The sequence below is a fragment of the uncultured Chloroflexus sp. genome, from assembly GCF_938091255.1.
Taxonomy (GTDB): Bacteria; Chloroflexota; Chloroflexia; order Chloroflexales; family Chloroflexaceae; genus Chloroflexus.
The window spans coordinates 1-24308 of the sequence record NZ_CALLJH010000070.1; the positions used below are offsets into that span (position 1 = coordinate 1).

Here is a 24308-nt window from a genome sequence, read left to right on the forward strand (position 1 = left end):
GTTTCTTATATGAATACCTTTTCATCTCATAGCCGAGAGGATAGACCCTATGTCGCTGCTGACCCGCCTGCTCAACGTCGCCCCGCCCGCCGTCCCGCCCGCGCCACCCAATCCGCCTGACCAAGCGCCATCTGCCCAGCCCGACCCTCAACCCACCCCCGAACCGTCACCCACTCCCTGCTGGCACCCCACTGCCGTGCGCCGTCCGATCCGCGTTAAAAGCGCGTGACAGCAACCGCGCACAGCCGTCTAGCCCCACGGCTGTGCAGCTCGCCCGCTCCCCGGCGGGGAGCGGGGCACCCCCCTCTCCTCTTACCGAGGCGAGGGTCGGGGTAAAGGAGCATCACCTGTTCCGCATTCGCTGCCCACCGGGGGTGATTTCTTCAGACGCTCCGCGCCCACGCAATGACAGGGTACCCCCTCCCCCCACCGGATTGAGAGGGGCGGAATGAATGCCGTCCTACACTGCCACCACCCCCGCCCTCCAGCGCGAGGGCCGGAGTGAGGGGCACATAGCGCCTAGTCGCCACCGTCCAACCCCACGGACGGGAGGCCTGCCTCCCTCGTCAGTGCTGATGACGGGGAGGTGAGGTGCTCTTATCTCTCCACAAAAAAAGAGTCTCGCATCACTGTGATGCGAGACTCTTCATCTTGGTGAGCCGGGTGGGGATCGAACCCACGACCCTCTGATTAAAAGTCAGGTGCTCTACCTCTGAGCTACCGGCCCACCGTTGTGTAGTATAGCTGAGTCTGGCATCGGCGTCAACTTTGCTCCGTTGACACGTTACGAATACAGTATAGAGAAAGACACGAATGCGCTCTCGGCCATTCGCGTCTACTCGGGAAACTCCTACGACCCACAACAACCCGGGCCGGCAGTTGGCCCACAGACGGGTGCAGCAAAGAGTGAGCTATCACTACCTTTGCGCAAGAACAGGCCCGACGTGAGCAACTGGCGCGTCTGTAAGCTGTGGCAATGCGGACACTGCGGCTGCAGCCCTGCTTCTTTTTCCTTCAATGTGGCACGCACCTCAAAGGTCTTTTGGCAATCTTGGCATTGGTAATCATACAGTGGCATAGATCACTCCTAACACGTTGCGTGGTTGGCAAACGTTGCGAAGTTGATGCCTAATAGCTCGCTGATCTCATCATTGATTTCACGGAGGAAGTTGATCGCCTCCTGCTGAGCCTGAGCATAGTCCATGATGATCCGATGATGCTGTACTTTGGCCTGCAGTCGACGAAGGTCGTCAATTTCGGCTTGAGTTACACCACCGTTGGCTTGTTTTTGGCGCAAGCGAACTTGCGACTGGGTAAGCTGTTCCAACAGAGAACATGCTTCTTGGTCAGCATTAAGCCGCGCATAGGACTGTCTGTAGCGAATGAATACTTCGGACGCCAGCAGGCTTTCAATCAAAGATTGGGTAGCCGCTTGAAGATGAGGAGATACCGTTGGCTGCATGAAAGCCTCCTATCCGCAACAATTGACCCCACAGGCGGCAGCATAGTTTAAACCGATCGACGCGGAAATAGCGTCGCCGAGAGTCTGGCATAACGTCACAAAGTCGGTCTGCGCTTTGAGGTAGTCTTGCACCGTAGGATGATTGACAAACGCGCTGTGCAGCCGTTCGAGTTCGGCTTTCTGTTCAGGACTGAGGGCGTTGAGCATTATCAGCGCACGCCAAGCCATCTGTTTTTCTTGATAGGCTTGCAAGACGTGCTGCGCCGATTGATCCTGCCGAAAGCGTTCGGTCATCTGCTCGAAGACTTTGAACTGTGGCGACTCCGCTAAGGCAGTGGCAAAGTCGCGCGCAGCATGTTTTACAACTTCAACTGGGGCGATTTCAAGATGATCGAAGACAAGGTCATCCATAGATTCCTCCTCAGCCTGAGATAGGCTTGGGCAACACTTCGAGCGCACGCTCAACGTTCCGACGAATGGCCGGAATAGCAATTTTCCCACCGCTGCTGACAACTTCGCCATTGACTAATACGAGTGGCAATTGCGCACCGGCAGGAATAGATGGGCAATCGGCATCGAACAGGTCGTAGTACGTGACTTCCACTCGATCATCAAAACGCAACTTCAATTGCTCTGCCGTCCAGCGTGCTACATCTCGCCATGTATCTTTCACGCCGTCAGCACAAGCAATCGGCGCGCCGATGATTTGAACGAGTATGGGCTGGTTCATACCTGACCACCTTATCGGTTATGTCGAACTGATTCGTTCATCACACGATGAACATCTTGCAGTGCGTTGACACTTTTACTGCGACGACAGCAAGCGTAGTGCGCTGCTCACCGTATCGTTAACGGTAGCTTGTTTCATGTATCGTGCCACCATCATCGCTTCGACAATTTCTGCGTTGGTGACCCCCTGATCTTTAGCCATTTTGACCCACATTTCAGTACACACTTCCGACCCGGCAATTGCCGCTGCTGCGATGCCAATAAGCAATTTGTATTTAGCTGGCACTGATTGGTAATTGGGATGCTCGAAGAGCAGGGCTTTCTCGTCCATTCGGTTCTTTTTGGTTCTTGGTGAACTCAGGAGCGAATTCTTTTAAGAGTTCCATTGGCGTTTTCATCGTGACCTCCTTACTTTGTTCACCTTACGCCGCAAACGAAACCGTTACCTTTCCGTACACCTGCTCACCCAACCCTGCCAGCATCGCTAACCCCTTGACCTCATGCGGCAAGAGCGGGAACTGAACAACCGGTACCCCGAATCGCTTCCCGATTTCTGCCAAATATTTCTCTTGCATAGCCCGGCGGGACTGGACAAACGGCGTGGTAGCTTGTTCGGGTGGAATGACCATATTGGCAACTACCAGTCCGGGATGTATGCCAACCGAGCTCAATTCCTGTGCGGCTCGCCACGCTTCCAGCATCGGTGTTGACTCTGGATACATTACGAAAGCAAACGTACTCTGCGCAGGGTCACACATCATTTGAATGACCTTACCGAAACGGGCTTTCGCTACATCATCAGCCACTGCCGTATCCACTGAGGCAAACACCTTCACATCAATTTGCTTACTCCAGTCCACTGGCAATTCCAACAAGCGCAACGTATGCCCAGTTGGCGCCGTATCGAAGACAACGACATCCCAATCATCCTGTGAGGCGTACTCGATAAATTTATCGAACGCAGCAATCTCTTCGGTGCATGGCGAGTTGAGTTCCTCTTCCATTACCTTAATTGCCGACTCAGGCCGTCCACGTTGACGAGCATCATCGAGAATGCGCGCCTTATAGGCTTCGGCAGTAGCCTTCGGATCAATCTTCACCGCCCACAGATTCGGCTGCTCACTTACCGGGGTTACCTCATCGCCAACCGGTGTATCGAGCACGTCACCCAAATGTGCAGCCGGATCGGTTGTCAACAGCAGGGTTTTGTACCCCTGACGCGCCAGCCAGACTGCGGTCACACACGAGGCAACTGTCTTGCCCACACCGCCTTTCCCTGCAAAAAAGATTGTCCGCCGCTGGCCGTTTGGTACTAGCCGCACCCGCACGTCAGCACCATCCCACTGGGGCATGTGAGGGCCGTTCGCAGAGAGCAACGGCTGGAACTCCTCGCCAACGGTCGCACCGTCGAAGAAGATGCGGCCCACCTGACGCAACTTCTCTGCACCCTTGATCTCACCTGCCAACAACGTCATGCGCTGGGTAGGGTAATCAAACTCACGTTCAATCTGCGCTAAGTAACGCGCCTGCATTTCGGCACGGGCCGCAAAGAGCGGATTGTGCGTCCCCTCAGGTGGAATAATGCCATTGACGATCAACTGGAAGTTGTGAATGCCCAGTTTGCTGAGTTCCTCGATCGCGCGCCGCGTCTCTTTCATCGAGATCGCTTCGGGATGCAGAACAAAGACGAATCGAGTTTGGGCTGACCGCCGCATCGCAGCGAGCGCACGCTCATACTTATGCTTAGCGTCCTGAATCGCAGCAACTGGGCCAATACAGGTCTGCCCGCTACCCTGCGCAGCCGCATCGATAGATTGGCTCCACTCAGCGGGCAGTTCTAGCAGACGGATGGTATGACCCGTTGGCGCCGTATCGAAGATAACGACGTCGAAGGCGCTGCCATTCTGTGAAGGAGCATCCAAAAAGTCGGTAAAGCGGTCGAAAGCGGCAATTTCTGCGGTACAGGGGCCACTCATCTGCTCTTCCATCACCTGCACAATTTGCGGTGGGAACAGGGTACGGATAGGTGCTAGAGCACGATCAATATATTCCTGCGTGGCTTTGTCTGGATCAATCTCCATTGCGAACAGATTGGGCACACGCGCAATTGGTGTAATCTGATGCCCAATTTTCTGCTCGAAGACATCGGCAAGGTTAGAGGCAGGATCGGTGGTAACGATAAGCGTGCGTTTACCTTCATCAGCATAGCGGACAGCGTGCGTGCAAGCCATGCTGGTTTTACCAACACCACCCTTCCCAGAGAAGAAGATGAACTGCGTTGAAGCGTCGGATGGCATAAGAGGGATTGTCATTGTAAGTTTCCTCCTGTAACATCAAGGCATAGCGCAGTTGCCGATGTGCTGGATACGAAGCACATCAGCAGTTGGCTAAACCACGTTCATGGCTGCGCGCTATACCACAAGTAAATCAGGTCAAGAGCGTGCTGAGCTAGATCAGGTAGGTACAAGCGAGATGGCAGGTGCTGCCTCTGCACGCGACGATCATGCGGCCTTGACCCACTTCTACGCCTCGTTCAGTGCGGCACGCACTTCGTCAATAGTTGGGTAAGCGCCAACTTTGATAACCTTGCCGCGCACCACAACAATCGGCAATGCTGCCATTTGCTTCTCGCGCACCAGTTTCATCACGTCAGCGTTGCCTAGAAAAGCGTGGGGATGGCTCGTCATCTGATAGCGCTCAACCCGCCAATGCTCACGTTGGAGAGAGAGCACCATCTCGTTCACATCCAACAACGTCTGGTCGAGGGTAGGTCCGCACAATCCTGTCGGACAACACATCGGCGGATCGAAGAATTCGACATCTGCAGGGGTGGTAGTATTGGGGAAGGAATTAACCATGGAAATATCGACAGACATGGATACGCTCCATTAACAATATTGGTGTCTTGCTACCGAGTCTAGCGTATAGGCAGAGCGCTACGATTCGGGCAAGCACATCGTATGCTGTGGGCCACAGTTCGGGCGGCGTGATTTGATGCGGTTTGGATCGAAAAAGAGGCCAAACGCCGCATAGAGTTCCTCAAGTGCGGCACGGTTGATAGAGTAGTAAATCCAGCGCGAGTCCAACACATCACGCTCTGTGTTCACGAGACCAACCGCGCGCAACTTGCCTAAATGATGCGAAATTAGGTTAGGCGGTAGTGCAAGCGCCTCACTGAGTTCACAATTACAATGCACGCCTTCCATCAACAGATTGAAGATGAGAAGGCGCTTCGGCTCCGACAAGACTTTGAGGCGCTCGACCAGCAGGTCGAGGTTGACAGGATCAGATTTGGTAGTGGATACATAGTTTAACATAGATTGAGTGATACACGAATGAGAGTGTAGCTCAAGGACGGATATCAGTGAGCAAAAAATATTTCAATGTATATTGAATTATATTCATACAACGCCAATTGTCAATACCCGATATAGATAGGAGCAGCGAACGAGCGACGAGCGCTCAACCGTACTCCCTCCATTTTACCAGCTACCAGTTGCAATTGCTAGTAGTCATTTACCATTCGCGTTTCGCTTGTTCAATGACTGAGCCGCCCGGCCGGGCGGCTCTACAATTTATTATTCACCATTTACTACCCGGTGAAATACTTCGGCCAACTCCAACCCAAACTCTTGTCCGCGCTCAGCCGCCCAGCGTCGCACCATGACGGCTATCTCGGTTTGATCGGTACCTAGTTGCGAGACATGGCAGCGCAAGGCAGCCAGTTTCTGTTCGATGGTCGCACTAATATCAACCGCATAGTTCAAGACCGGTGCGCCACTAATGTAAATTTCGCGCACCTTGCTCGGCGGGTAGCCCTCGGCCAGCAGTTCGGGAAAGTCCCACCCATTTTGCGCCGCTGGGTAGACGGCAGCAAGGGTCGCGTTGGCGGCAGCTAGATGGTCAGGGTGGAAGCGTGGAATCGAGTATTGCGGCGCCCATACGCGATCTGGCGATTGACAGATCACACGCTGGGCGCGAATACGGCGAATCTGGCGCACAATATCGCGGCGGAGTTCGAGGGTTGGTTGCAGCATACCATCAGGGTAGTCGAGAAAGACGACCTCTTTGAGACCAAGAATCTGCGCCGCTGCGCGCTGCTCGGCTTTGCGAATCTCACTGATTTGGCGACGCGCCGCCGGGCCGACATCGGTGGCATCATCAGGGCCGCCACCACTGCCGTCGGTGCAAACGACAAGTGTAATCTCCCAGCCTTCGGCAGCCCATGCGGCGAGGGTGCCGCCACAACTAAAGTCGGCATCATCAGGGTGGGCAACGACGACGAGTGCAGTGCGCGGGGCAGATTGTGCAGTAGACATGGTTGCTCCTTATATGGTTATGCCGTTGAGTAGCATACCATGACTCGATGGGTGGCTTGACTTTTACCTCACCCATGTACAATAGACCACGGATCGGACGGACTAGCACGGATTTCTGATCCGTGCTCACCCGTTCCGACAGTGGTCATCCGTGGCCTATGATGAAACGGAACACCACCTATTCGCTGGCCCGCCGCACCTCGGCTGCGGCATCACGCACCTGAGCCAACGGATCGCGAGCAGGGGCTGGCGCTGGTGAATTGAGGGTCTGGTCGAAAACTTTGCCAAAATCGCTCAGCCATTGGCTGAACTGCTCCATTGATTGCCATGGGTTCAGCAGTCGGCCTAACCCGATCTTGGCCACTGCGTTGAGCATGTTAAATGGGTAGCTGGCTATTTGATCAATGCCTTGCCCCAACAGATTACCAACGAATGTACTAGTATTGGTGAGAACGTTTCCGTTCAGTATATTGAACGCTTGGCGACGCAGTTCTTCAGCGTTAGTAAGGATTACAACCGACTCTTTACCCCGAATTGCCGCTTGGCAGCCTAATCGCCATCCTTCCTGCAAACGCCGCTCTGGAATCCAGTTCTTTTCAAGATCGGTTGGCGGATTAAGCTCTTCACCTCCGGCCAACACCCTCACTTTGCACGTCTGGCAAAATCCAGTACCATTACAGACAAAGCCAATGTGGGCGCCGTTGCGCCGGGCAATATCGAGAATACGTTCACCGGGACGAGCTTCCATCTCGACATCGTTGATCGTGACCGTTGTCATAGCCATACTCCTTTGCCGGCAAGGGTCTGCATGTTCATTGTACCGCGATTTTTGGGTAAATAGTGGTATGATACCAATACAACGTTGATGCACGATAACCAAACGTTGAAGATCTTGAGTATGCAGGCTGTGTCATCGGTTAATTATCAGACACCTGTACACATATCTCCTGATCCGCTCCCTGACCTGATCTGGCTCAATACTGCCGATATGCTGCGCGGGTTTGGCATCACCCACCCGCCATGGCTGCGCGGGATCGCGACGGTGCTGGCCCGCCCGCCGGCCCAACGCTTCGCCCGCCAGTTGCAGACGTTCGATGAACTGGTTGGCAGAGCGGGGTTGCCGGCAGGTGCGCAATGGATCTGCGCGCGCTTCGCGCCCAGTATGCGAGTCGATGGCCCGTCACCGCCACGCCACGGGCCATTATTGGTTGTTGCCAACCATCCCGGCTTGCTCGACGCGGCGGCATTGATAGCGGCGCTTGGTCGCACCGATCTGAAGATTATGGCAATTGCACGGCCGCTCATTCGGGCGCTACCACATACCGCAACAGCGATTATTCCAGTGGGTACAACAGCGTCGAGCCGGATGGCAGCACTGCGGAGCGCTGTCCGCCATCTCCAGCAGGGTGGCGCAGTCCTTACTTTCCCGGCTGGTCGAATTGAGCCTGATCCAGCGCATGACCCAAGCGCAATCGTAGAGTTAAACTCATGGTCAACCAGCCTCGATTTCTTCGGCCGGGTAGCGGCTGGCGTACCGGTCGCAGTAGCTATCGTCAGTGATGTGCAAGCGCCAGCGGCATTGCGCCATCCGCTGACCCATCTGCGCCGCAATCCGACTGAACGGCAGTGGCTGGCGGCGATTGTGCAAGTGTTGTGGCCGCACCTTGCCACCCGACCGGTGCGGGTGCAGTTTGGCCCGCCGCTGGTTGCCGATGCTCGTCTGCGCCCGGCGGTGCTGGTAATGGCGCGCCAATTGATGCAGCGCGCTGGGTGAGCTGGCTGGAATGGCTTTCATCCCTCTCTTTGCCGAGGAAAGGGCGATGGGTATAAACCGATTGGTCGATCTTTGCTAGGTATCGCTTACGTTTGCGCAGCAGATTGCTTGGGTGCGAGGCGCCTTGGCAATGACACTGAGACACATAAGTTCAGGACACACCATGGTAGTGACTGCTACCTTAAGGAGACCCTCTTTGAATCGCCATCGCATCATCGTCGCCGGTTCGGTGCTGATTGATATGCTGGGATACGGACTCATCATGCCGTTGTTGCCCTTTATAGCGCGCACATGGTCTGATGATGCGCTGGTCGTTGGCCTGCTCGGCTCACTCTATGCGGCGATGCAGTTGCTGGTGGCGCCAATACTGGGCGCTGTCTCTGACCGGATCGGGCGCCGTCCGGTGATTTTGCTTTGTCTGTTCGGCTCGGCATTGGCCTATTTGGGTTTGGCGTTGGCCGATTCCTTATGGTTCTTGGCTGCGGCTATCGCACTCGGCGGCACCGCGGGGTCGAGTATGCCGGTGGCGCAGGCCTATATTGCCGACGTGACGGCACCGTCCGAACGCGCGCACGGGTTGGGCCTGCTTGGCGCGGCGTTTGGGCTAGGCTTGATCGGCGGGGCGGCAATGGGTGGCGCACTGAGCCAGTATGGGCTGGCGATTCCGCCCTTGTTAGCCAGCGCAATTGCGCTGCTCAATGCGCTCTACGCTACCGTTGCCTTGCCTGAGTCATTGCCGCCTGAGCGCCGCCGTCCACAACCCTTGCGACCGTATAACCTGCTCGCACCAGCATTGAGCGCATTGCAATTGCCGGCAGTGCGCCCGTTGCTGATCGCGGTGGTGCTGCTCAATATTGCGTTTGCTGGATTGCAAAGCAATATTGCCCTTTTTACCCTGACTCGATTCGGATGGGGGCCTGAACAAAACGCCGTACTGTTTGTTTTTGTCGGGATCTGCGCTGCGTTAACCCAAGGAGTGTTGCTGGGTCACCTCCAACCCCATTTTGGCGAGGCACGCCTAGCAAGCGGTGGGTTGGGGCTAATGGCATTGGCATTTGCACTTGTCGGATGGGCGCTCTACACCGCTTGGCTGCTCTTTCCGCTGGCCGCTATGCTCGCGATCGGGATGGGCTTGGCCGTGCCGGCTATCACTAGCCTCGTCTCGCTGCGCGCCGGCTATGGCCGGCAGGGTGCAGTGCTCGGCGGGATGCAGGCCCTCGTTAGTTTCGCACTGTTGATCGGCCCAATCAGCTTTGGCTTGATCTTCGACTCGTTTGGCCCCGATGCGCCGTACCTCACTAGCGGAGCTTTACTTGCCGGCGCATGGGTGATAACCACGCTCGCGCTGGCTCGCCCAATTGTTTCCTTTCACCCTTCTGAAAATCCAGAGGCTCAGGTATGACGATTATCCCTTCTCACGTCACTATCACCCGCGCGGCAATGGCCGATTTGCCGACCAAGTTTGGTCAGTTTCAGATTGTGGTCTACCTCGATTCTGAGCAAAAAGAGCAGGTGGCGTTGACGTGCGGCGCGCTGACCGGGCCAGAGCCGGTGCTAGCCCGGCTTCATTCCGAATGCTTGACCGGCGATATCTTTGGTTCCCACCGGTGCGATTGCGGTGAGCAATTGGCCGCGGCGCTCAACGCGATTCAACAAGCTGGACGCGGGGTGTTGCTCTACCTGCGCCAAGAGGGACGTGGCATCGGGTTAGTAAACAAAATCCGCGCCTATGCGCTCCAGCAACAGGGCCTTGATACGGTTGATGCTAACCGCGCCTTGGGTTTGCCTGACGATATGCGCGATTACGGTATCGCTGCCGCGATCTTGCGCGATCTAGGTATCGATTCGGTGCGATTGCTGACGAATAACCCCGCTAAGATTGCCAGCCTCGAACAGTATGGCATCGCGGTGCGTGAGCGAGTGCCCTTGCAAGCCCCGGTCAATGCGTACAGCGCACCGTATCTGCTGGCCAAACAGTTGCGGATGGGGCATTTGTTGGATGGGCGCATGTTGTAAGAGTGATGTATCGCCAGTACGCGATACATATGCTTGCCCCCTCTTTGTAGTGCCGCAGAGGGGGCAATGAGTTATGACGAACCGCGCATCTATTACCGCATGATGATTGGCACTGAAACGTGATACCGGATCGTCGCCGTCACCGTGTTTGACTCGCCCCCACCCGGGTTGACAACGGTGATATTACCGGTTCCGGCTCCGCTGCGCTGGGCCGCCGGCAGCGTCGCTGTGAGCTGGGTCGCGCTAACAAAGGTGGTCGCTAACGCTGTACTATTCCACCGTACTACCGCCCCATTCTCGAAGTTGTTGCCGTTAATGGTGAGCGTGATGTCCGTTGTGCCCACCGTGATCGAATCGGGCGAGACATTGGTGATAGTAGGAATGGTTGGAGATGGGTTGCTGGATTGAATGGTGAACGTCAACGCACTCGTTTCACCCCCGCCCGGCCCCGGCGTGAACACCGTCACGCTCGCCGTCCCCGCCGTTGCGAGGTCGCTCGCCGGGATACTCGCTTGCAGGGTGGTCGCCGACCCGAACGTCGTTGGCCGGTCGCTCCCGTTCCACCGCACGACCGACCCGCTCACGAAGTTCGTGCCCGTCACCGTCAGCGTAACACCGGCCCCACCCGCCGTCGCCGTCGTGGGGCTCATACTCGTCAGCGTAGGCGCGGGATTCTCGATTGTGAAGGTAGCAGCATTTGAGGTGACGTTACCGGGATTGACCACCGTCACATCGACGGTACCTGCCGTTGCGATATCACTCGCGTCAATAGCCGCCGTCAACTGAGTACTACTCACAAATGTCGTCGGACGTGGGCTACCGTTCCAATACACAATGGAGCGATCCGAACCCGAACCATTGATAAAACCACTACCGTTGACAATCAACGTAAAAGTGCTTCCACCTACCGTCGCCGATGAAGGGCTGAGCGACGTCATTTGCGGCGTGGGGATCGAGTCGCCACAGATCACGAATGGCAAACCAACCACTCGCCCGCTAGAGTAATCAGCGCGCGGCGCCCATGTCCCCGGATCACCGCCGGTCAAGTTAAGTTGCCGGGCATTATCGCCAGCAGCAGCATTGGTGGGTGGCGTCCAAGGCCCGAGCAACGCTGGATCACCAGCTATCCCCCACTCGAGCCAATACGTACCCGGCAACAGCGAGGCATTGCCGAACGGCCACTGGATCGTGACCGCCATAATTGGTCGACCGGTTTGCAACAAATCGTTTGCCGGCACGCGGTAGACATTTGTCCATTGATTGCTGATGATTGTTCCATCAACTGGCCCGGCGATCACCGTGCCGCCATCGCCCGGAGGACCATTCCACAGTCGCAGATTGACCACACCGGTAATCGGCGAGGTAGTGGTGCTACTAATCTGATAGGCGTACAGCGTAATCGCTGACGGACGCCAACCATTGCCGGTCACAGTAAAATCATCAGCCAGCCGGGCGCGATTGACGCCATCAGGAGTGGTTTGCGTGCGGGTCGGATCAGCCAGATAGCCAAAACCGGTATCAGGGCTAACCGGCGAGCTCGTATCCGCCCCGCCGGCACCATTGCCAATTCCAGTTACAAACGTCCCGTTAGTAAATAGCGGCGTTGCTGAACAGGCCGAAGGAGGCACATTCGCCCGCGCCATCCGCGGCTGGATGAAACCAACGCCAATGAACAGCACCGTAACGAGACCAACCGCAGTCATCGCGCGGATGAACAGATTGAAAGAAGCGGGCTTCATTGCAGTTCCTTCCCGGTCACTGATTAATGGTATCGAGATTGCTCACGTGGTCCCAAGTGGTATCTTTCGGCAGACGAAGCAACCTATTGCGCAGATAGACCATCGTTAGGCAAGCCGATGGGTTGGCAAGCAAACCACGTGTTGTGGATAGCGCATCCCCAAATATGCAACCAATGCCCAATCCGTCCATCCCATCATCAGACCAACCCAAGACATAACCTAGAGTTAATTTTTTTATAGCCTAGCAAAATGAACTCACGATGAATACAACATTGCAATGGGGCTAACTATGGGACGCAAATCATACCAACCAGCCGGCTTTCAGCAAAGAGAATGCGCACCGCTAGGTGCGGTGCGCATCGTTTACACAAACGCGAGGTAAAGATATGTTACTGGCCCATCATCCGAACCACGCGCAGACTAGCCGCCGCATCAATCCGGGGCGTGTATTCAAGACCAACGTAACCGTTATAGTTATGTTCACGCAGGACACCAAAGATATGCTCGTAATTAATTTCGCCGGTACCGGGTTCGTGGCGTCCGGGCACATCAGCCACGTGAATGTGCCCAATCAGATCGAGGTTCGCGAGAATCCGCTGCGTAAGGTTACCTTCACTAATTTGTTGGTGATAACAATCAAAGAGCAATTTCACGTGGGGCAAACCCAACTCGCGCACAATGGCAAACCCTTCATCCGACGACCAGAGAAAACTGCCCGGATGATCGATCGGATTGCGCGGTTCGAGCAGCAGGTTAAGACCAGCATCGGACGCTGTCTCTGCCGCTTCGCGTAATGCCTCAAGCAAATAAGCGCGCTGGGTCGAGCGATCAAGATCCGCGCGGGCCATCCCGCCATGCACAATCAAATTATCGCACGCCAGATCAACCGCCAGCGCCGCGCTCCGGCTAATCTCATCACGGAATTGCGCCCGTTGGTCGGGATCATTCGGTGACGCTTCCGAGTTACCGGCAATCGCCACGCAGTGCAACCGCAGCGCCGTCTGCAAGGCGATAGTGATATTCATATCCTTGCCCCGCCGCGTCCAGAATTCATAGGCACGAAAACCGAGATCGGCAATATGTTCGAGCCGCTGTTCAAACGGACGATCGGTGAAGATCATATCGAGACAGACTGAAAAGCGGAGGGGTGCGAGGGTCGACATCTTCAACCTCACTTTTCTGCGCAACCACTGGGCTGGCGCCGGCGCCGCCGGTTCATTCGACAAAGGGTATCACCTTGCCGAGCTGCAAGTTTGCTCTATTGTACGTCCCATTATACCGTTGATCAACAATCTTGGCGGCTACTTACGCCGCCGCACGGCCTTGAGCAACGTTGCCACGGCAGCATCGAGCTGCCGGTCACGCCCGCTAGCCCACTCACCTAACGGACGGGCAATTTCTACATCCACCGGTCGCCCGCTGCCTTCGAGATCTTCGCCTTCCGGCGTGACCACATATAACCGCGGCAAACTCAGCCATGCCCCATCGAGCAATTGAATGCTGTACGTCCAGATCACCGCGCCGGCTGTCGGGCGTCCGACCACTTTCCCCAACCGCAACCGCCGGTAACTTTCACTCAGCATCTCGGTGTTGCTGGCCGACCGCTCATTCGTCACCAAAACGGTAGGTCGGTCAAGCACCCGATTACCGGCGAGATGGCTGGCATCGGTCGCCCCTAGATCGCGAAACCCGCTGCGCAACGCCGATCGCCGCATCAAGACATCGAGCACAAAGGTCGCCGTATACCCACCGCCATTGTACCGCACATCAATGATCACCCCTGCTTTACTGTGGGTTTCGGCGTCAAGATCAACTAGAAATTGCTGGTAAGCAGCATAGCTCATCTCTTCAATATGCACATAGCCCAACCGTCCGCGGCTGACCGCATGGACATATTGTTCGTTAGTCGCCACCCAATCGCGGTAGCGCAGCCGCTGGTAAGCATTGGCATTGATCGGACGCACCACAATCTCGCGCTCGGTTGCATCGGCAGCGCGCAATGTGAGCCGCACCCGCCTGCCGGCACTGCGGAGCAAGAGTTTGTGTAGCGAGAGCGTGGCCGTCAAGCGCGTTCCGTCAACTGCAACCAGCTCTTCACCGGGACGTGGCGGCTCGTTAGCCAACGCAGCGGGGCCATCGGGCAAGACTCGTTCCACCACCAACCGGCCCTCACGCAGCAGTGGTGCAGCCGCAAAGAGGATACCGATAAAGCCATCATCGCTCTCCCAGCCGTAGAAGCCGCTGCCGAGATGCGAGGCGCGCAGTTCACCCACCATCAAATTGATCAGCGTATGCAACTCTTCGGTAGTTTGCACTGCGCCAATCAAGGGCGCAAAACGTGCGCGAACCTGTTGCCAGTCTTGGCCGCGGAAGGTCGGATCGTAGAAGCTGTCGCGCAACTCGCGCCACGCCTCGGTAAAAATTTGTTCTTTTTCGCGATGAAAATCCACTTCGACTTCGGCCCGCAGCGATAACCGGTTCGGTTCGTTGCCGCCGGGGAAACGCCGCACCACCACTTGCCCGTCTTCGAGGTAGTAGAAACTCCGCCCGTCGGGCGCAAACTGCAAAAAGTTTTTCCGCGTATCGCTGGCGGTAAGCTGGCGCGGCGGCTGGCCGGCGCGCGGCTCGTCGAGCGGCATCGTCCAAATATCTACTTTGCCGGCCACCGACGCCAAGAAGAGCAGGTCTTTCCCATCAGGACTGATCGGGCCGGCGACCGCATTCATCTGTGGCGGCGTCAACAAGCGCAGTCGCCGCTCAATGCCCTCGTAGACAATCGGCTCAGCCGGCGGTTTCGCCGTTCTTACCTGATCATTGCTCTGTGCGCCGCCATCAGCGGGTGTTTCTTCCTTCTTTTCCTTATCGCGTTCAAACAACCGTTCAAACGCCGCCTCGCGGAAGACCGGTTGCGGCGGGCGCAGATCGACGCGCGCAATCTGCGATTCCAGCCGGTATTGTTCGGTAGTGAAAACGATGAAACTGCCGTCGGGCGACCAGCACAGATTGCCGCCGCCAATATTGCTCAAGAAGGTGATCTGGCGTGGCTCGCCGCCGGCAAGCGGCACAACGTAGACATTGCTAAACAGGTGATCGTCTTGGGCAATGAAGGCAAGGTAGCGCGAGTCGGGCGACCAGCACAGATCGGCGGCGACCGTAAACCGTGCCCGGCACAGCTCACGCGGTTGGCCGCCCAACTCTTCCAGCAGATCGATCGCCATCCGATCGCGAATATAAGCGACTGCATGGCCATTCGGCGCAATCCGCGGCAATAGCTTGGGTCGGCTATCGTTGGTTAACTGCATTTCCGCGCCGGTTTCAAAATCGTAGCCAAAGAGTTCGATCTCGCCGTGCCGATCTGAGAGGTAGACGAGGCTTTGCGAGTCAGGTGTCCATGCAATCGACCATTCACGGGCCGGGGTATTCGTAATACGAAAAGCCGGCCCCTGCCGCAGATCGCGTTCAGTCTCTTTATCGGCAAAGTCGGCAAAGACATCACCCCGCGCCACCAGCGCCAGCTTCTTGCCATCAGGGCTTAGCCGCACCTCGCTAAACCCGCTCGTCCAGCGTTCGATCCGCACCGGCGTGCGTTTCGTATCCACCCGCACCCGGATCGGGATGGGGGCCGCCTCACCACTGGTCGGATCGATCCGCCACAATTGGCCATCGCCCCGCTCGCAAACGATGACGCCGCTGCGCCGGGCGATCGCTGGGAAGAGCAACCGACCATCGCGAAAGCTGGTAATCTGGCGCGGCGCGCCATCGGTGAGCGGGATGTACCAGAGGTTCTCGTAACCATCACAATCACAGACGACGTACAACCCTTGACCGTTAGGCTCCCAGAGGGGCCAACCGAGCTTGCCGGCATACTTGAAACGTTGGCCAAACGGGCCGGCCAATTGGCGCAGTTCGCCGTAATCAGGTTGGGTTGGCCCTACCCAGATTTCGTTGGGAGAAAAGGGATGTGGGCCGCGCCGCCACCACCGCTCGCGCCGGTTGGTAAACGCCAACGTCTGGCCATCGGGAGATACCGCCACTTGGTCGAGTTGTTCATAAGGTTCGAGGTAGATCGGCGCTGGTGTCGCTCCCTGCACCCCCACCCGGTAGATTGCCAAGCCCATCTGCTCGATATCGCAGGAAAAGAACACCGCCTCGCCATCGCTCGCCCACGCTTCGGGGTAGCACGGCTCATCTTGAAAGGTAAGCTGGCGCGGCGCGCCGCCGGCGAGATCGAGAATGTACAAATCGCCGGTGCCGTCGCGTCCCGCAGCAAAGAGCAGGCGCTGGCCATCGGGGCTGAAGCGGGGCGCGTAATGGCGGGCCGGATGGGCGGTGAGCCGTTCGGCAGTACCGCCATTGATCGACACCAACCAAACATCGCCGGCAGTCACGAAGGCCAATTGCTGGCCATCAGGGTCGAGTGCCGGCTGACGTAAAAGAGCTTGTACATGGTTCACAACGAATGCTCCGTTAAAATAGCGAATAGCTCATTACGCAGGGGTGTCGCACCCCACCGTAGGGCGGCATGCATTCCGCCCCGGCACCCCGTTGGGGGCTTGTTCTTGCACAGGTGCGTGACCCCCGAAGCAATCTCCCCTCTCTACCCATTCATCCCGCTATCGCCGGGGATTAAGTCAGAGGCAAGCGGGTGGCGCTCCGCGCCCTCGCCTCTCCCTCGCAATGACATCAGAGCAACTGTGCGCCCCTTGTGCTCTTGGCGCCTTTGCGGATTCTCCCTCTGCGTCTTTGTCGCCCCTACGCCTTTCTTACCGCTGCTCTTCCCAAGCAAACGCCCGCGCCAACACCGCCTCCACCAACCCCGGCGCCAAGCGCCCGACCAACAATGCCAACCGGTCGGCCCAGCTCACATAGGCGAGGCGCGGCTCAGTGCGGGCCGCGTGCAAGATCGCGCGCGCCACCGCTTCCGGTGGCACGCCGGGAGGCGCCATCCGGCGCCGCTCGCGGCCACTGCCCAGCCGGCGCTGATTGAAATCGGTGCGGGTCGTGCCGGGCCGCACCACCGTCACCACAATACCGCTGCCATGCAATTCGATGCGCAGCGCGTTGCTGATCTGCTCGAGCGCCGCTTTCGCAGCGGCATAGCCGCCTAAGTAGGGCAACGGCTGCACCGCCAGCACCGACGAGACGTTGATAATCTGGCCGCGACCGGCGGCGCGCATCACCGGGATGACTGCCTGCATCAACCAGATTGGGCCGAACAGGTCAACGGCTATCACCCGTTCCAGATCGGCGCGAGCAAGGTCACTCACCGGCCCGGTAAGACCAACTCCAGCGTTGTTGATGAGGATATCAACACGACCATACGTAGCAATTGCCTGTTCAACCAGCCGGTGGCAGGCTGCCGGATCGGCCACATCGGCGGGCACGGCGATCGCCTCCGGCAAAGTGGCGGCCATCTGTGCCAACGCATCGGCGGAACGGGCGGCCAAGACGAGCCGCGCACCGGCAGCAGCGAAACAGCGGGCGGTGGCGGCGCCAATACCGCTCGACGCGCCGGTGATGATAACAACGCGGTTACGTGGATCCATATATGATGATTTCCTTGGACGCACCACCGCTGAGGCACGCATCGCCGGATCGGGACACACCGCGGTGCGACCCTACAGGGCGGATTCGCGATCACGGAGGTGTTTACAAATGCCGGCCTTGATCGTTTGACCGGGCACCTCATGCCCCAACATCCGCTCTAGTTCGCGGGCCGTTGCCATCAACGCCGGCAGGTTCAAGCCGGTGTTAATGCCCATCTCATGCAACAAATGCACCACATCCTCAGTACACAGATTACCCGGCGCACCGGGGGCGAAGGGGCAACCACCAATCCCGCCAATGCTCGAGTCAAACAGATCAACTCCTAACTGCAAGCCGGCCAGCAGATTGGCCAAACCGGCCCCGCGCGCACTATGCAGGTGCAACCGCAACGGCTGGCGCGGGAAGCGAGCCCGAAACGCGCGCACCACCTCCTGCACTAGCAACGGGTGCGCCATACCGGTGGTGTCGCCGAGCGTCAACTGCTCAGCCCCCAAATCCAGCAAACGTTGGCAGAGATCGAGCACCCGCTCGACCGGCACGTCACCCTCGAATGGGCAGCCGAAGGCGACCGATAACACCGCATCAAACGGCTTGCCGGCCCCATGCACGAGCGCAGCCATCTCGGCCACTTGCGCCAGCGACTGTTCGATGCTCATGTTGACATTACTACGGTTATGGCTCTCGCTGGCGCTTAGAAAGACTTGTACCACATCAGCGCCGGCGGCAATCGCACGTCGCGCCCCGACTACGTTGGGGGCAATCGCGCTGTAAACCACCCCCGGTCGCCGCGTAATGCCGGCAAACACCGCCTCGGTATCGGCCATCTGCGGCACCTGTTGCGGGCGCACGAATGCTCCTACTTCGATCGCCTGCAATCCAGTCGCCGAAAGCAGATCGATCAACTTGACTTTCTGCGCCGTACTGAGGACGACCGGCTCATTCTGTAACCCGTCACGCGGCCCCACTTCACGAATGTGAACGACAGCCGGCAGCGCGGCAATCTCCATAACGGTCATCATTGACCTCCCAAACGGTTGGCGGGAAGACGCAAAAGTTTGATTGATGTGACAGTATGGTAGATAGACGCTCGCGTTCTGTCAAATGCGCGCGGGCAGATATCGATACTCACCCTGTTCACCTGTAACTCAGTCGCCTGTCAAATCGTTGCACTGAAACACATCAGTAACTCTAGTGTAACCTATTCCTCTACGCTGACAACAGACCCGCACAACGCGAGGCATAAGAAATGGGAAGACAGCGGACAACGCTGAATGGAGGTTCCAATGGACTGGACAAAGCAAGCGAACGACATGATCAAGCTATGGACCGGCACGCAGCAGAAGGTGTGGGATAGCTGGATGGCATCAATGCAATACATGGCAGCTCCGCAAAGCCCGGAGGCTTGGCAGAAGACGGTGGATAGCTGGCGTGGAGCAGTTAAGCAGACGCTGGAAGCACAGGTTGAGCTGACCCGGTTGTGGGCCGAGACGGTTGCCGCCAACAGCGTCAATATGCCAACCATGCCGACGGTGCCGGGGATGCCGTCAATGCCCGGTATCAATCCGGTTTCACCCACTGCTGTCGTTGAGTGGAGCCGGCAGGTGCTGGAGATGACCCGCAACTTCAACGAGAGCCAAGCCCGCTTTATCGAGGGTTGGTTCGATATGCTGAAGAAGTCGGATCCGACCAATGTGATGCGCGGCTGGGACAGCACGCAGGTGCAGAAGGTGATGCAGAGCTGGCAAGAGGCGATGCAGCGCGTGATCGAGGCGCAGGCCGAGTTAGGCAAGGTGATGATGGGCGTTGTGAATGGTGCAATTGATAAGAAGTGATGACCGCTTACCCTCACCCCTAGCCCCCTCTCTCACCGGGTGAGAGAGGGGGCGTTTTTTCCATACCGCGAGCAGTGAGGGCCATACGCAAGCCGTAAAGCGAGCAACAGCGCTGAGGGTGCTCAGAAGACCCCCCACCCCCGCTCCTGCTAGCGCGGACGAGGGGGCCGGGGGGTGAGGACCAATCCCAGAGACGATCAGCAAGCAACAGCGCACAGATGCTCAACCCAAAGACGCGAAGCACGCAAAGACCGCAACGAGTCTGGGAATGGGAGGTAGGGAGGAGACTGTCTACTCCCCACCTTCTCTCCCCCAGCGGGGGAGGGGCTAGAGGTAGGGGCCATCAGCCCGCGCCGTGGGCTTCGTATCAAGTGCGGTTTTACCTCGTATCGGTCTACGATGCCATTCGGTGGGGGCCATCAGCCCGCGCCGTGGGCTTCGTATCCCTCGCCCAACCCTTCAGGGCCGGATTCCCCCCGCCCAGTGAGTGCATAAGCGGTACAGGGCCGCGCGGCGCGGACGTGTCGGAGGCCCACAACCACACAGCCGGCGCAGGCCGTGCGCTGCTACTAGTCTTCGCCAGAGGTACCGGACATCACGACGACCAACGGGCGCATGCGGGCGACCGGACGGATCAAACCGGCGGCGATCTGCACGTCCATTACTGACTCAATGTCTTTGTAGGCCAAGGGCGATTCATCAACGGACAAGCCGCGCACCAACACCCCCGCCTCACGCACAACCGCCGCCGCCATAGCCGGCGTGATTGTCCGCCGCGCTTCCGAACGGCTAAAGCGTCGTCCCGCGCCGTGCGCCGCGCTGGCAAGCGTCGCTTTATCGCCCAACCCTTCCACAATGTAGCTCGCCGTCGCCATCGAACCGGGGATAATCCCCAGCACCCCAGCTTCGGCTGGAGTTGCGCCCTTGCGGTGAATCACCAGACCATTCGGTTCCTCCCACGCGAAGTTGTGATGATTCTCAATCACCCGCTCGACGGAAACCCCAAATGCTTTGGCAAATCGGGCGTGGATAACCTCGTGATTTGCACGGGCAAAATCGCCAGCGAGACGCATCGCCAACAAATATTCTTGGCCAGCTTCGCTCTCGGTGCTCAACCAACCATACGTGCGCGGGATTCCCTTCGCGATCGCCGCCGTCTCGCGGTCAGCCAATTCAGCGTAGTAGTTAGCAATCTTCGCACCGACGCCACGGCTCCCGCTGTGGGTCAACAAGCCAACAAACGGCTTGCCGGTATCGATCCACTCCCCAACCACAATCTCAGCAAAATGGTTGCCGCCGCCTGAGGTGCCAATTTGCAATTTCGCCAACTCATGCAGCTCGCGCAACAGTCTGGTCGCTCGCCAGCGCGGATCGGATAAGATCGGGTGAGTCGCCACCGGCTTCTTGGGCGAACCGATCCCAAACACTGTCACCTTGGTGATGGTATCGAGCAAGTGCCGCTGCTCACGCCGCGCATCATCTGGCGTCAGCTCAGCAAAAATCGAGAGGTGCATGCGACAGCCGATATCAACTCCGACCTGATACGGAGCTACTGCACGGTCATACGCGATGACACCGCCGACCGGCAGCGCATACCCTTGATGGGCATCAGGCATCAACGCGCCGCGGATCGCCGGTGGCAAGCGCAACGCGGTGCGGATTTGATCAATGGCACCCGGTTCAACAAGATGCGCACCGATAATTTTCAGCGGCTGCGGCTGATCGCGCAACCGTAGTGTCGCCAGCGGTACACCGTAGCGAGCGGCAACCTCTTGCCGCACGGCTGCCGGTTCCATCCCGTCGCGCAACATCTGGTTGGCTGTGCGGCAGATCTGGCGAAAGGCCGGATGATCGGCATAATCGGCTAGCAGTTGGGCCGCCTTCATCGCTCTCACCTCCTTTCTACCAGAGGATAACAACGCGGCAGGGGTACTGCCGCGTTACGTCGTATGTGTGCGTTGTGAAACACTCGTAAATATTATATATCCTCAATCCCAATTCGCTATCACTGATGTTGATGGAACGCTCTCTGGCTGGCTTTCTCGCAGTCTATATTCTACATTCGAGTCAGTGAGAGCACCATCGGCGTGCGATCAAACATCCAAAACGCAACTGGAAATGCTAATCCTCCACTAACTGCCATAATGCCCCAAGCTACACTTAGCCAGATAGCACTCAACCACCAACCGATCAATCCAAAATATAGTGCGCGTATGAACAGCGGCAGTTGCTGCACCTGAGGCTGCTTCACAATAACCGTACCACCTTGGAGCGACACAGCGACCGTTTGCGTGCTCGGCTTCAGAGTCATCACTTGCGGTAAACGATTGAGCATCCAGAAACCGAGCGGAATACCGATAATTGTAACCATTGCCACCCAACCAATGAATGTCCAAATAGCTCCTAACCAGATACCAACGAAAAGAAAGTAAAGAACCCGTATTAGACATCCCGGCCCGCTTTTAGACTGGATAACGATGGATTGAGATGATTGGTGGTTATTCATCAAAATTCTGCCCCCTTGGTGATAATATTACATGGGATGCATATTGATATGTACAAAAAACTATGATCTGACTGTACTATGCAATTCATAACTTCGGTTAACCTTACGGTCTTGGCATCAGCCACACAAATTGGTATGGCGACAAAATAAACTCTTCGTTTACAGAAACGGATTGCTCACGTATCAGATCAAACAGTGCAACGCCGGGGCCGTACATGCGTAACAAATTGCCGGCAATCGGCTGCGAATATTCCGAGAAGTTGGCTAACACCAAGACCCGCTGCGATCCCGCTTGCCGCACGTAGGCCAACACGTGGCGGTTGTCGCTGCGCACGACTTCCATCGCGCCATCGCGCAAAGCGGGCAACGAAGTGCGCAGCCGGATCAACCGCACTAGTTCGCCAAAGATGCGACCGGAGACTGTGGCTGGGTCATGGCGCTGATCCATCGCAGCCTGATTGCGTGCGGGCCGGTGAACCCAACGGCTATCGCCAGCTTTGGCCGGATCGGTCACATAGCTGTAGTCATTGACCGTCCCCACTTCATCACCGAGGTAGAGCAGCGGAATGCCGCCGATGCTCAAGATGACGCTGTGTAAGAGTACGATCCGTCGAATCGCAGTATCAATCATGTGCGGATCGCCGCTACTCAACGCTTGCTCAAGCCCGGCCAACGAGGCAAGCGTGCCCGACACCCGCGCGTCACCAGTGTCGGGATTTTCTTGAAACGGCAACCCACGGGCAAACGAACCGGCAAAGCGACCGGTGTAGAAGGCATTGAGAAACTGGCGATGCCCCCATGGATCAATCCCGACTGCGCGCGCATCATTGTCGTCAAACGTCCAACCGATGTCGTCGTGCGAGCGTAGATAGTTGATCCACGCACATCCCGCCGGCAGTCGGAAGCGATGGCTGAGTGAATGGGTCAGCAATTTGACTTCGCGCGTCGCCAACGATTCCCAGAGCAACGCCATCAACAGCGGGTTATACGAAAGCTGACATTCGTGCGGGCTAATGTAGCTCAACACGTCGTCAGGATGGACAATCGCTTCGGATTTGAACAGGAGCGCTGGCGCAGCCACTCTGGCAATGGCATTGAAAGCCTGAATAATCTGGTGCGCTTCTGGTTGATTCTCGCAATTAGTGCCTATCCGCTTCCAGATAAACGGCACCGCATCGAGTCGCAGCACGGCTACACCCAGATTGGCGAGAAAGAGCATCTCGGTAGCCATCGCCCGAAACACCGCTGGGTTAGCATAATTGAGATCCCACTGAAAACTGTTGAAGGTTGTCCACACCCAACGCTGCATATCGGGTCGCCACGTGAAGCTACCACGACGCACCGTGGGAAAGATCTCGCGCAGCGTGCGCTCGTAAGCGTCGGGCATCGTGCGGTCGGGAAAGAGGAAATAGAACTCCTGATAGTCGGGATCGCCAGCCTGTGCCCGCCGCGCCCATTCGTGCTCGTCAGAGGTGTGGTTAAAGACAAAATCTAGCACCAGACTAATCCCAGCGCTATCTAGCTCACGGGCTAATGCGGCTAACTCTTCAGTTGTGCCGATCTGCGGATTCACCTCGCGGTAGCTACTCACCGCGTAGCCGCCGTCATTGTTTCCTTCCGGCACGGCAAACAGCGGCATGAGGTGCAGGTAGGTCAAACCCAACTCGTTGAAATAGGGGATAAACTCGCGCAGCCGGTTCAGTGTGCCGCAAAAGCGATCGACATAGAGCACGCCGCCCATCATGCGTTCGGACTGAAACCACTCACTATCGGCTTCACGCGCAGCATCGCGCTGCTTGAGCCAGAGTGGCCGCTCACTCCAACTCTGCGCCATCGCGATCAGCAGTTGTTCGAGATGATAAAAGAAGTCGTATTGGCTGCCGTACAAGCCGAGCAACAACTCAAACAGACGTGGCCATTCCCGGCTCAACCGCTGCTCGAATGCGGCCCAATCAGCGGCGTTGCCCCCGACAGCCGCGAACGCCTGCTCGACCCGCGGCAGCAACCGGGCCAACGACCGCGCTGCTTCGCGTGGTATCCGTTCCCACTCGTGCATACACAAACCTTACCACTCCACTGCCCGCTTTGACAGTTATTTCCGGCACAAGTATCGCCGAAAACGGTGAAACTGGCAATCGGTTAGCATCGCGCGGGCGCGCCGCGTCCGTAGGGCGGAATTTATTCCGCCCCTATCAACCCCCTCGGCGCGGTGGGTGCCCCCCCACCCCCGACCCTCCCCCACGCGGGGGAGGAGGGGGGATGGTCACCCATCCCCGGCCCGACAGGCCCCCCACCCTCGACCCGACAGGCCCCCCACCCCCGGCCCGACAGGCCCCCCACCCCCGGCCCCCTCGTGTCGCCCCCACCCCCGGCCCCTCCCCCAC

The 24308-nt window shown here is 57.6% G+C and carries 23 protein-coding genes and 1 tRNA gene; 5 read left to right on the plus strand and 19 right to left on the minus strand.

Features of this window, described 5'->3' with window-relative positions; genetic code table 11:
• The first annotated feature begins 49 nt into the window (after positions 1-49).
• Positions 50-229, plus strand: a complete 180-nt coding sequence (locus tag Q1A00_RS17860; protein ID WP_299645162.1) for a hypothetical protein — start codon at positions 50-52, stop codon at positions 227-229.
• Positions 230-652: 423 nt separating this feature from the next.
• Here the strand turns inward: Q1A00_RS17860 and Q1A00_RS17865 are convergent.
• From Q1A00_RS17865 to Q1A00_RS17910, 11 genes are all read right to left on the minus strand, one after another.
• A tRNA-Lys gene (locus tag Q1A00_RS17865) sits at positions 653-727 on the minus strand.
• A gap of 123 nt (positions 728-850) precedes the next feature.
• Positions 851-1078, minus strand: a complete 228-nt coding sequence (locus tag Q1A00_RS18520) for a zinc ribbon domain-containing protein (protein ID WP_366917439.1) — start codon at positions 1076-1078, stop codon at positions 851-853.
• A 9-nt stretch (positions 1079-1087) separates the two neighbouring features.
• Positions 1088-1462: a YlbF family regulator gene (locus Q1A00_RS17870; protein WP_298482827.1), complete on the minus strand. Its 375-nt coding sequence runs from the start codon at positions 1460-1462 to the stop codon at positions 1088-1090.
• A 9-nt stretch (positions 1463-1471) separates the two neighbouring features.
• On the minus strand, positions 1472-1873 hold the full coding sequence (locus tag Q1A00_RS17875; RefSeq protein WP_299758246.1) for a YlbF family regulator: 402 nt from the start codon (positions 1871-1873) through the stop codon (positions 1472-1474).
• A 10-nt stretch (positions 1874-1883) separates the two neighbouring features.
• Positions 1884-2192: a hypothetical protein gene (locus tag Q1A00_RS17880; protein ID WP_298482831.1), complete on the minus strand. Its 309-nt coding sequence runs from the start codon at positions 2190-2192 to the stop codon at positions 1884-1886.
• Between the two features lie 75 nt (positions 2193-2267).
• Complete coding sequence (locus Q1A00_RS17885; RefSeq protein ID WP_298482833.1) at positions 2268-2522, minus strand: carboxymuconolactone decarboxylase family protein; 255 nt, start codon at positions 2520-2522, stop codon at positions 2268-2270.
• 91 nt (positions 2523-2613) lie between these two features.
• Positions 2614-4503, minus strand: coding sequence for a TRC40/GET3/ArsA family transport-energizing ATPase (locus Q1A00_RS17890; RefSeq protein ID WP_299758250.1), 1890 nt, complete (start codon positions 4501-4503; stop codon positions 2614-2616).
• A 210-nt stretch (positions 4504-4713) separates the two neighbouring features.
• Positions 4714-5067, minus strand: a complete 354-nt coding sequence (gene arsD / locus Q1A00_RS17895; protein WP_299758253.1) for an arsenite efflux transporter metallochaperone ArsD — start codon at positions 5065-5067, stop codon at positions 4714-4716.
• A gap of 60 nt (positions 5068-5127) precedes the next feature.
• Positions 5128-5508 carry a helix-turn-helix transcriptional regulator gene (locus Q1A00_RS17900; protein WP_299758256.1) on the minus strand — a complete coding sequence of 127 codons (381 nt, stop codon included), beginning with the start codon at positions 5506-5508 and terminating at the stop codon, positions 5128-5130.
• Positions 5509-5769: 261 nt separating this feature from the next.
• Positions 5770-6510 carry a PIG-L deacetylase family protein gene (locus tag Q1A00_RS17905; protein WP_299758259.1) on the minus strand — a complete coding sequence of 247 codons (741 nt, stop codon included), beginning with the start codon at positions 6508-6510 and terminating at the stop codon, positions 5770-5772.
• A gap of 178 nt (positions 6511-6688) precedes the next feature.
• Positions 6689-7288 carry a 2Fe-2S iron-sulfur cluster-binding protein gene (locus tag Q1A00_RS17910; RefSeq protein ID WP_299758262.1) on the minus strand — a complete coding sequence of 200 codons (600 nt, stop codon included), beginning with the start codon at positions 7286-7288 and terminating at the stop codon, positions 6689-6691.
• A gap of 120 nt (positions 7289-7408) precedes the next feature.
• On the opposite strand from Q1A00_RS17910, the gene Q1A00_RS17915 reads away from it, so the two are divergent.
• The 3 genes from Q1A00_RS17915 to ribA all read left to right on the plus strand — a co-directional run bounded on the left by Q1A00_RS17915 (position 7409) and on the right by ribA (position 10300).
• Positions 7409-8284 (plus strand): 1-acyl-sn-glycerol-3-phosphate acyltransferase, encoded by an 876-nt coding sequence (locus tag Q1A00_RS17915; protein ID WP_298408594.1) that lies wholly within the window; start codon positions 7409-7411, stop codon positions 8282-8284.
• 196 nt (positions 8285-8480) lie between these two features.
• Positions 8481-9686: an MFS transporter gene (locus Q1A00_RS17920; protein WP_299758265.1), complete on the plus strand. Its 1206-nt coding sequence runs from the start codon at positions 8481-8483 to the stop codon at positions 9684-9686.
• Positions 9683-10300, plus strand: coding sequence for a GTP cyclohydrolase II (gene ribA / locus Q1A00_RS17925; RefSeq protein WP_298408588.1), 618 nt, complete (start codon positions 9683-9685; stop codon positions 10298-10300). The genes Q1A00_RS17920 and ribA overlap by 4 nt, the downstream gene beginning before the upstream one ends.
• Before the next feature lie 92 nt (positions 10301-10392).
• Here ribA and Q1A00_RS17930 read toward each other — a convergent pair whose 3' ends face one another.
• From Q1A00_RS17930 to Q1A00_RS17950, 5 genes are all read right to left on the minus strand, one after another.
• On the minus strand, positions 10393-12039 hold the full coding sequence (locus tag Q1A00_RS17930) for an IPT/TIG domain-containing protein (RefSeq protein WP_299758268.1): 1647 nt from the start codon (positions 12037-12039) through the stop codon (positions 10393-10395).
• A gap of 389 nt (positions 12040-12428) precedes the next feature.
• A complete protein-coding gene (locus Q1A00_RS17935; RefSeq protein WP_298401450.1) occupies positions 12429-13202 on the minus strand; it encodes a TIM barrel protein in 774 nt (257 codons plus the stop codon).
• A 138-nt stretch (positions 13203-13340) separates the two neighbouring features.
• Complete coding sequence (locus Q1A00_RS17940; RefSeq protein ID WP_299758271.1) at positions 13341-16493, minus strand: S41 family peptidase; 3153 nt, start codon at positions 16491-16493, stop codon at positions 13341-13343.
• A 309-nt stretch (positions 16494-16802) separates the two neighbouring features.
• The gene (locus Q1A00_RS17945; protein ID WP_298401454.1) at positions 16803-17585 is read right to left on the minus strand and encodes an SDR family oxidoreductase; all 783 of its coding nucleotides are present in this window, start codon (positions 17583-17585) and stop codon (positions 16803-16805) included.
• Between the two features lie 72 nt (positions 17586-17657).
• A complete protein-coding gene (locus Q1A00_RS17950; protein WP_366144881.1) occupies positions 17658-18602 on the minus strand; it encodes a hydroxymethylglutaryl-CoA lyase in 945 nt (314 codons plus the stop codon).
• Between the two features lie 267 nt (positions 18603-18869).
• On the opposite strand from Q1A00_RS17950, the gene Q1A00_RS17955 reads away from it, so the two are divergent.
• Positions 18870-19418: a hypothetical protein gene (locus Q1A00_RS17955; protein ID WP_298401458.1), complete on the plus strand. Its 549-nt coding sequence runs from the start codon at positions 18870-18872 to the stop codon at positions 19416-19418.
• A gap of 569 nt (positions 19419-19987) precedes the next feature.
• Here Q1A00_RS17955 and Q1A00_RS17960 read toward each other — a convergent pair.
• The 3 genes from Q1A00_RS17960 to Q1A00_RS17970 all read right to left on the minus strand — a co-directional run bounded on the left by Q1A00_RS17960 (position 19988) and on the right by Q1A00_RS17970 (position 23980).
• Entirely contained in the window at positions 19988-21304 is a 1317-nt protein-coding gene (locus Q1A00_RS17960; RefSeq protein WP_298401460.1) for an RtcB family protein, read from the minus strand.
• Between the two features lie 170 nt (positions 21305-21474).
• Entirely contained in the window at positions 21475-21924 is a 450-nt protein-coding gene (locus tag Q1A00_RS17965) for a YccF domain-containing protein (RefSeq protein WP_298401462.1), read from the minus strand.
• A 103-nt stretch (positions 21925-22027) separates the two neighbouring features.
• The gene (locus tag Q1A00_RS17970) at positions 22028-23980 is read right to left on the minus strand and encodes an alpha-amylase family glycosyl hydrolase (RefSeq protein ID WP_298401464.1); all 1953 of its coding nucleotides are present in this window, start codon (positions 23978-23980) and stop codon (positions 22028-22030) included.
• Positions 23981-24308: the final 328 nt, after the last annotated feature.

What these genes read in the sequence shown, in the direction of transcription:
- Q1A00_RS17860 (WP_299645162.1), top strand. Translation starts at nt 50, where the DNA reads ATGTCGCTGCTGACCCGCCTGCTCAACGTCGCCCCGCCCGCCGTCCCG.
- Q1A00_RS18520 (WP_366917439.1), bottom strand. Translation starts at nt 1,078, where the DNA reads ATGCCACTGTATGATTACCAATGCCAAGATTGCCAAAAGACCTTTGAG.
- Q1A00_RS17870 (WP_298482827.1), bottom strand. Translation starts at nt 1,462, where the DNA reads ATGCAGCCAACGGTATCTCCTCATCTTCAAGCGGCTACCCAATCTTTG.
- Q1A00_RS17875 (WP_299758246.1), bottom strand. Translation starts at nt 1,873, where the DNA reads ATGGATGACCTTGTCTTCGATCATCTTGAAATCGCCCCAGTTGAAGTT.
- Q1A00_RS17880 (WP_298482831.1), bottom strand. Translation starts at nt 2,192, where the DNA reads ATGAACCAGCCCATACTCGTTCAAATCATCGGCGCGCCGATTGCTTGT.
- Q1A00_RS17885 (WP_298482833.1), bottom strand. Translation starts at nt 2,522, where the DNA reads ATGGACGAGAAAGCCCTGCTCTTCGAGCATCCCAATTACCAATCAGTG.
- Q1A00_RS17890 (WP_299758250.1), bottom strand. Translation starts at nt 4,503, where the DNA reads ATGACAATCCCTCTTATGCCATCCGACGCTTCAACGCAGTTCATCTTC.
- arsD (WP_299758253.1), bottom strand. Translation starts at nt 5,067, where the DNA reads ATGTCTGTCGATATTTCCATGGTTAATTCCTTCCCCAATACTACCACC.
- Q1A00_RS17900 (WP_299758256.1), bottom strand. Translation starts at nt 5,508, where the DNA reads ATGTTAAACTATGTATCCACTACCAAATCTGATCCTGTCAACCTCGAC.
- Q1A00_RS17905 (WP_299758259.1), bottom strand. Translation starts at nt 6,510, where the DNA reads ATGTCTACTGCACAATCTGCCCCGCGCACTGCACTCGTCGTCGTTGCC.
- Q1A00_RS17910 (WP_299758262.1), bottom strand. Translation starts at nt 7,288, where the DNA reads ATGACAACGGTCACGATCAACGATGTCGAGATGGAAGCTCGTCCCGGT.
- Q1A00_RS17915 (WP_298408594.1), top strand. Translation starts at nt 7,409, where the DNA reads ATGCAGGCTGTGTCATCGGTTAATTATCAGACACCTGTACACATATCT.
- ribA (WP_298408588.1), top strand. Translation starts at nt 9,683, where the DNA reads ATGACGATTATCCCTTCTCACGTCACTATCACCCGCGCGGCAATGGCC.
- Q1A00_RS17930 (WP_299758268.1), bottom strand. Translation starts at nt 12,039, where the DNA reads ATGAAGCCCGCTTCTTTCAATCTGTTCATCCGCGCGATGACTGCGGTT.
- Q1A00_RS17935 (WP_298401450.1), bottom strand. Translation starts at nt 13,202, where the DNA reads ATGTCGACCCTCGCACCCCTCCGCTTTTCAGTCTGTCTCGATATGATC.
- Q1A00_RS17945 (WP_298401454.1), bottom strand. Translation starts at nt 17,585, where the DNA reads ATGGATCCACGTAACCGCGTTGTTATCATCACCGGCGCGTCGAGCGGT.
- Q1A00_RS17950 (WP_366144881.1), bottom strand. Translation starts at nt 18,602, where the DNA reads ATGACCGTTATGGAGATTGCCGCGCTGCCGGCTGTCGTTCACATTCGT.
- Q1A00_RS17955 (WP_298401458.1), top strand. Translation starts at nt 18,870, where the DNA reads ATGGACTGGACAAAGCAAGCGAACGACATGATCAAGCTATGGACCGGC.
- Q1A00_RS17960 (WP_298401460.1), bottom strand. Translation starts at nt 21,304, where the DNA reads ATGAAGGCGGCCCAACTGCTAGCCGATTATGCCGATCATCCGGCCTTT.
- Q1A00_RS17965 (WP_298401462.1), bottom strand. Translation starts at nt 21,924, where the DNA reads ATGAATAACCACCAATCATCTCAATCCATCGTTATCCAGTCTAAAAGC.
- Q1A00_RS17970 (WP_298401464.1), bottom strand. Translation starts at nt 23,980, where the DNA reads ATGCACGAGTGGGAACGGATACCACGCGAAGCAGCGCGGTCGTTGGCC.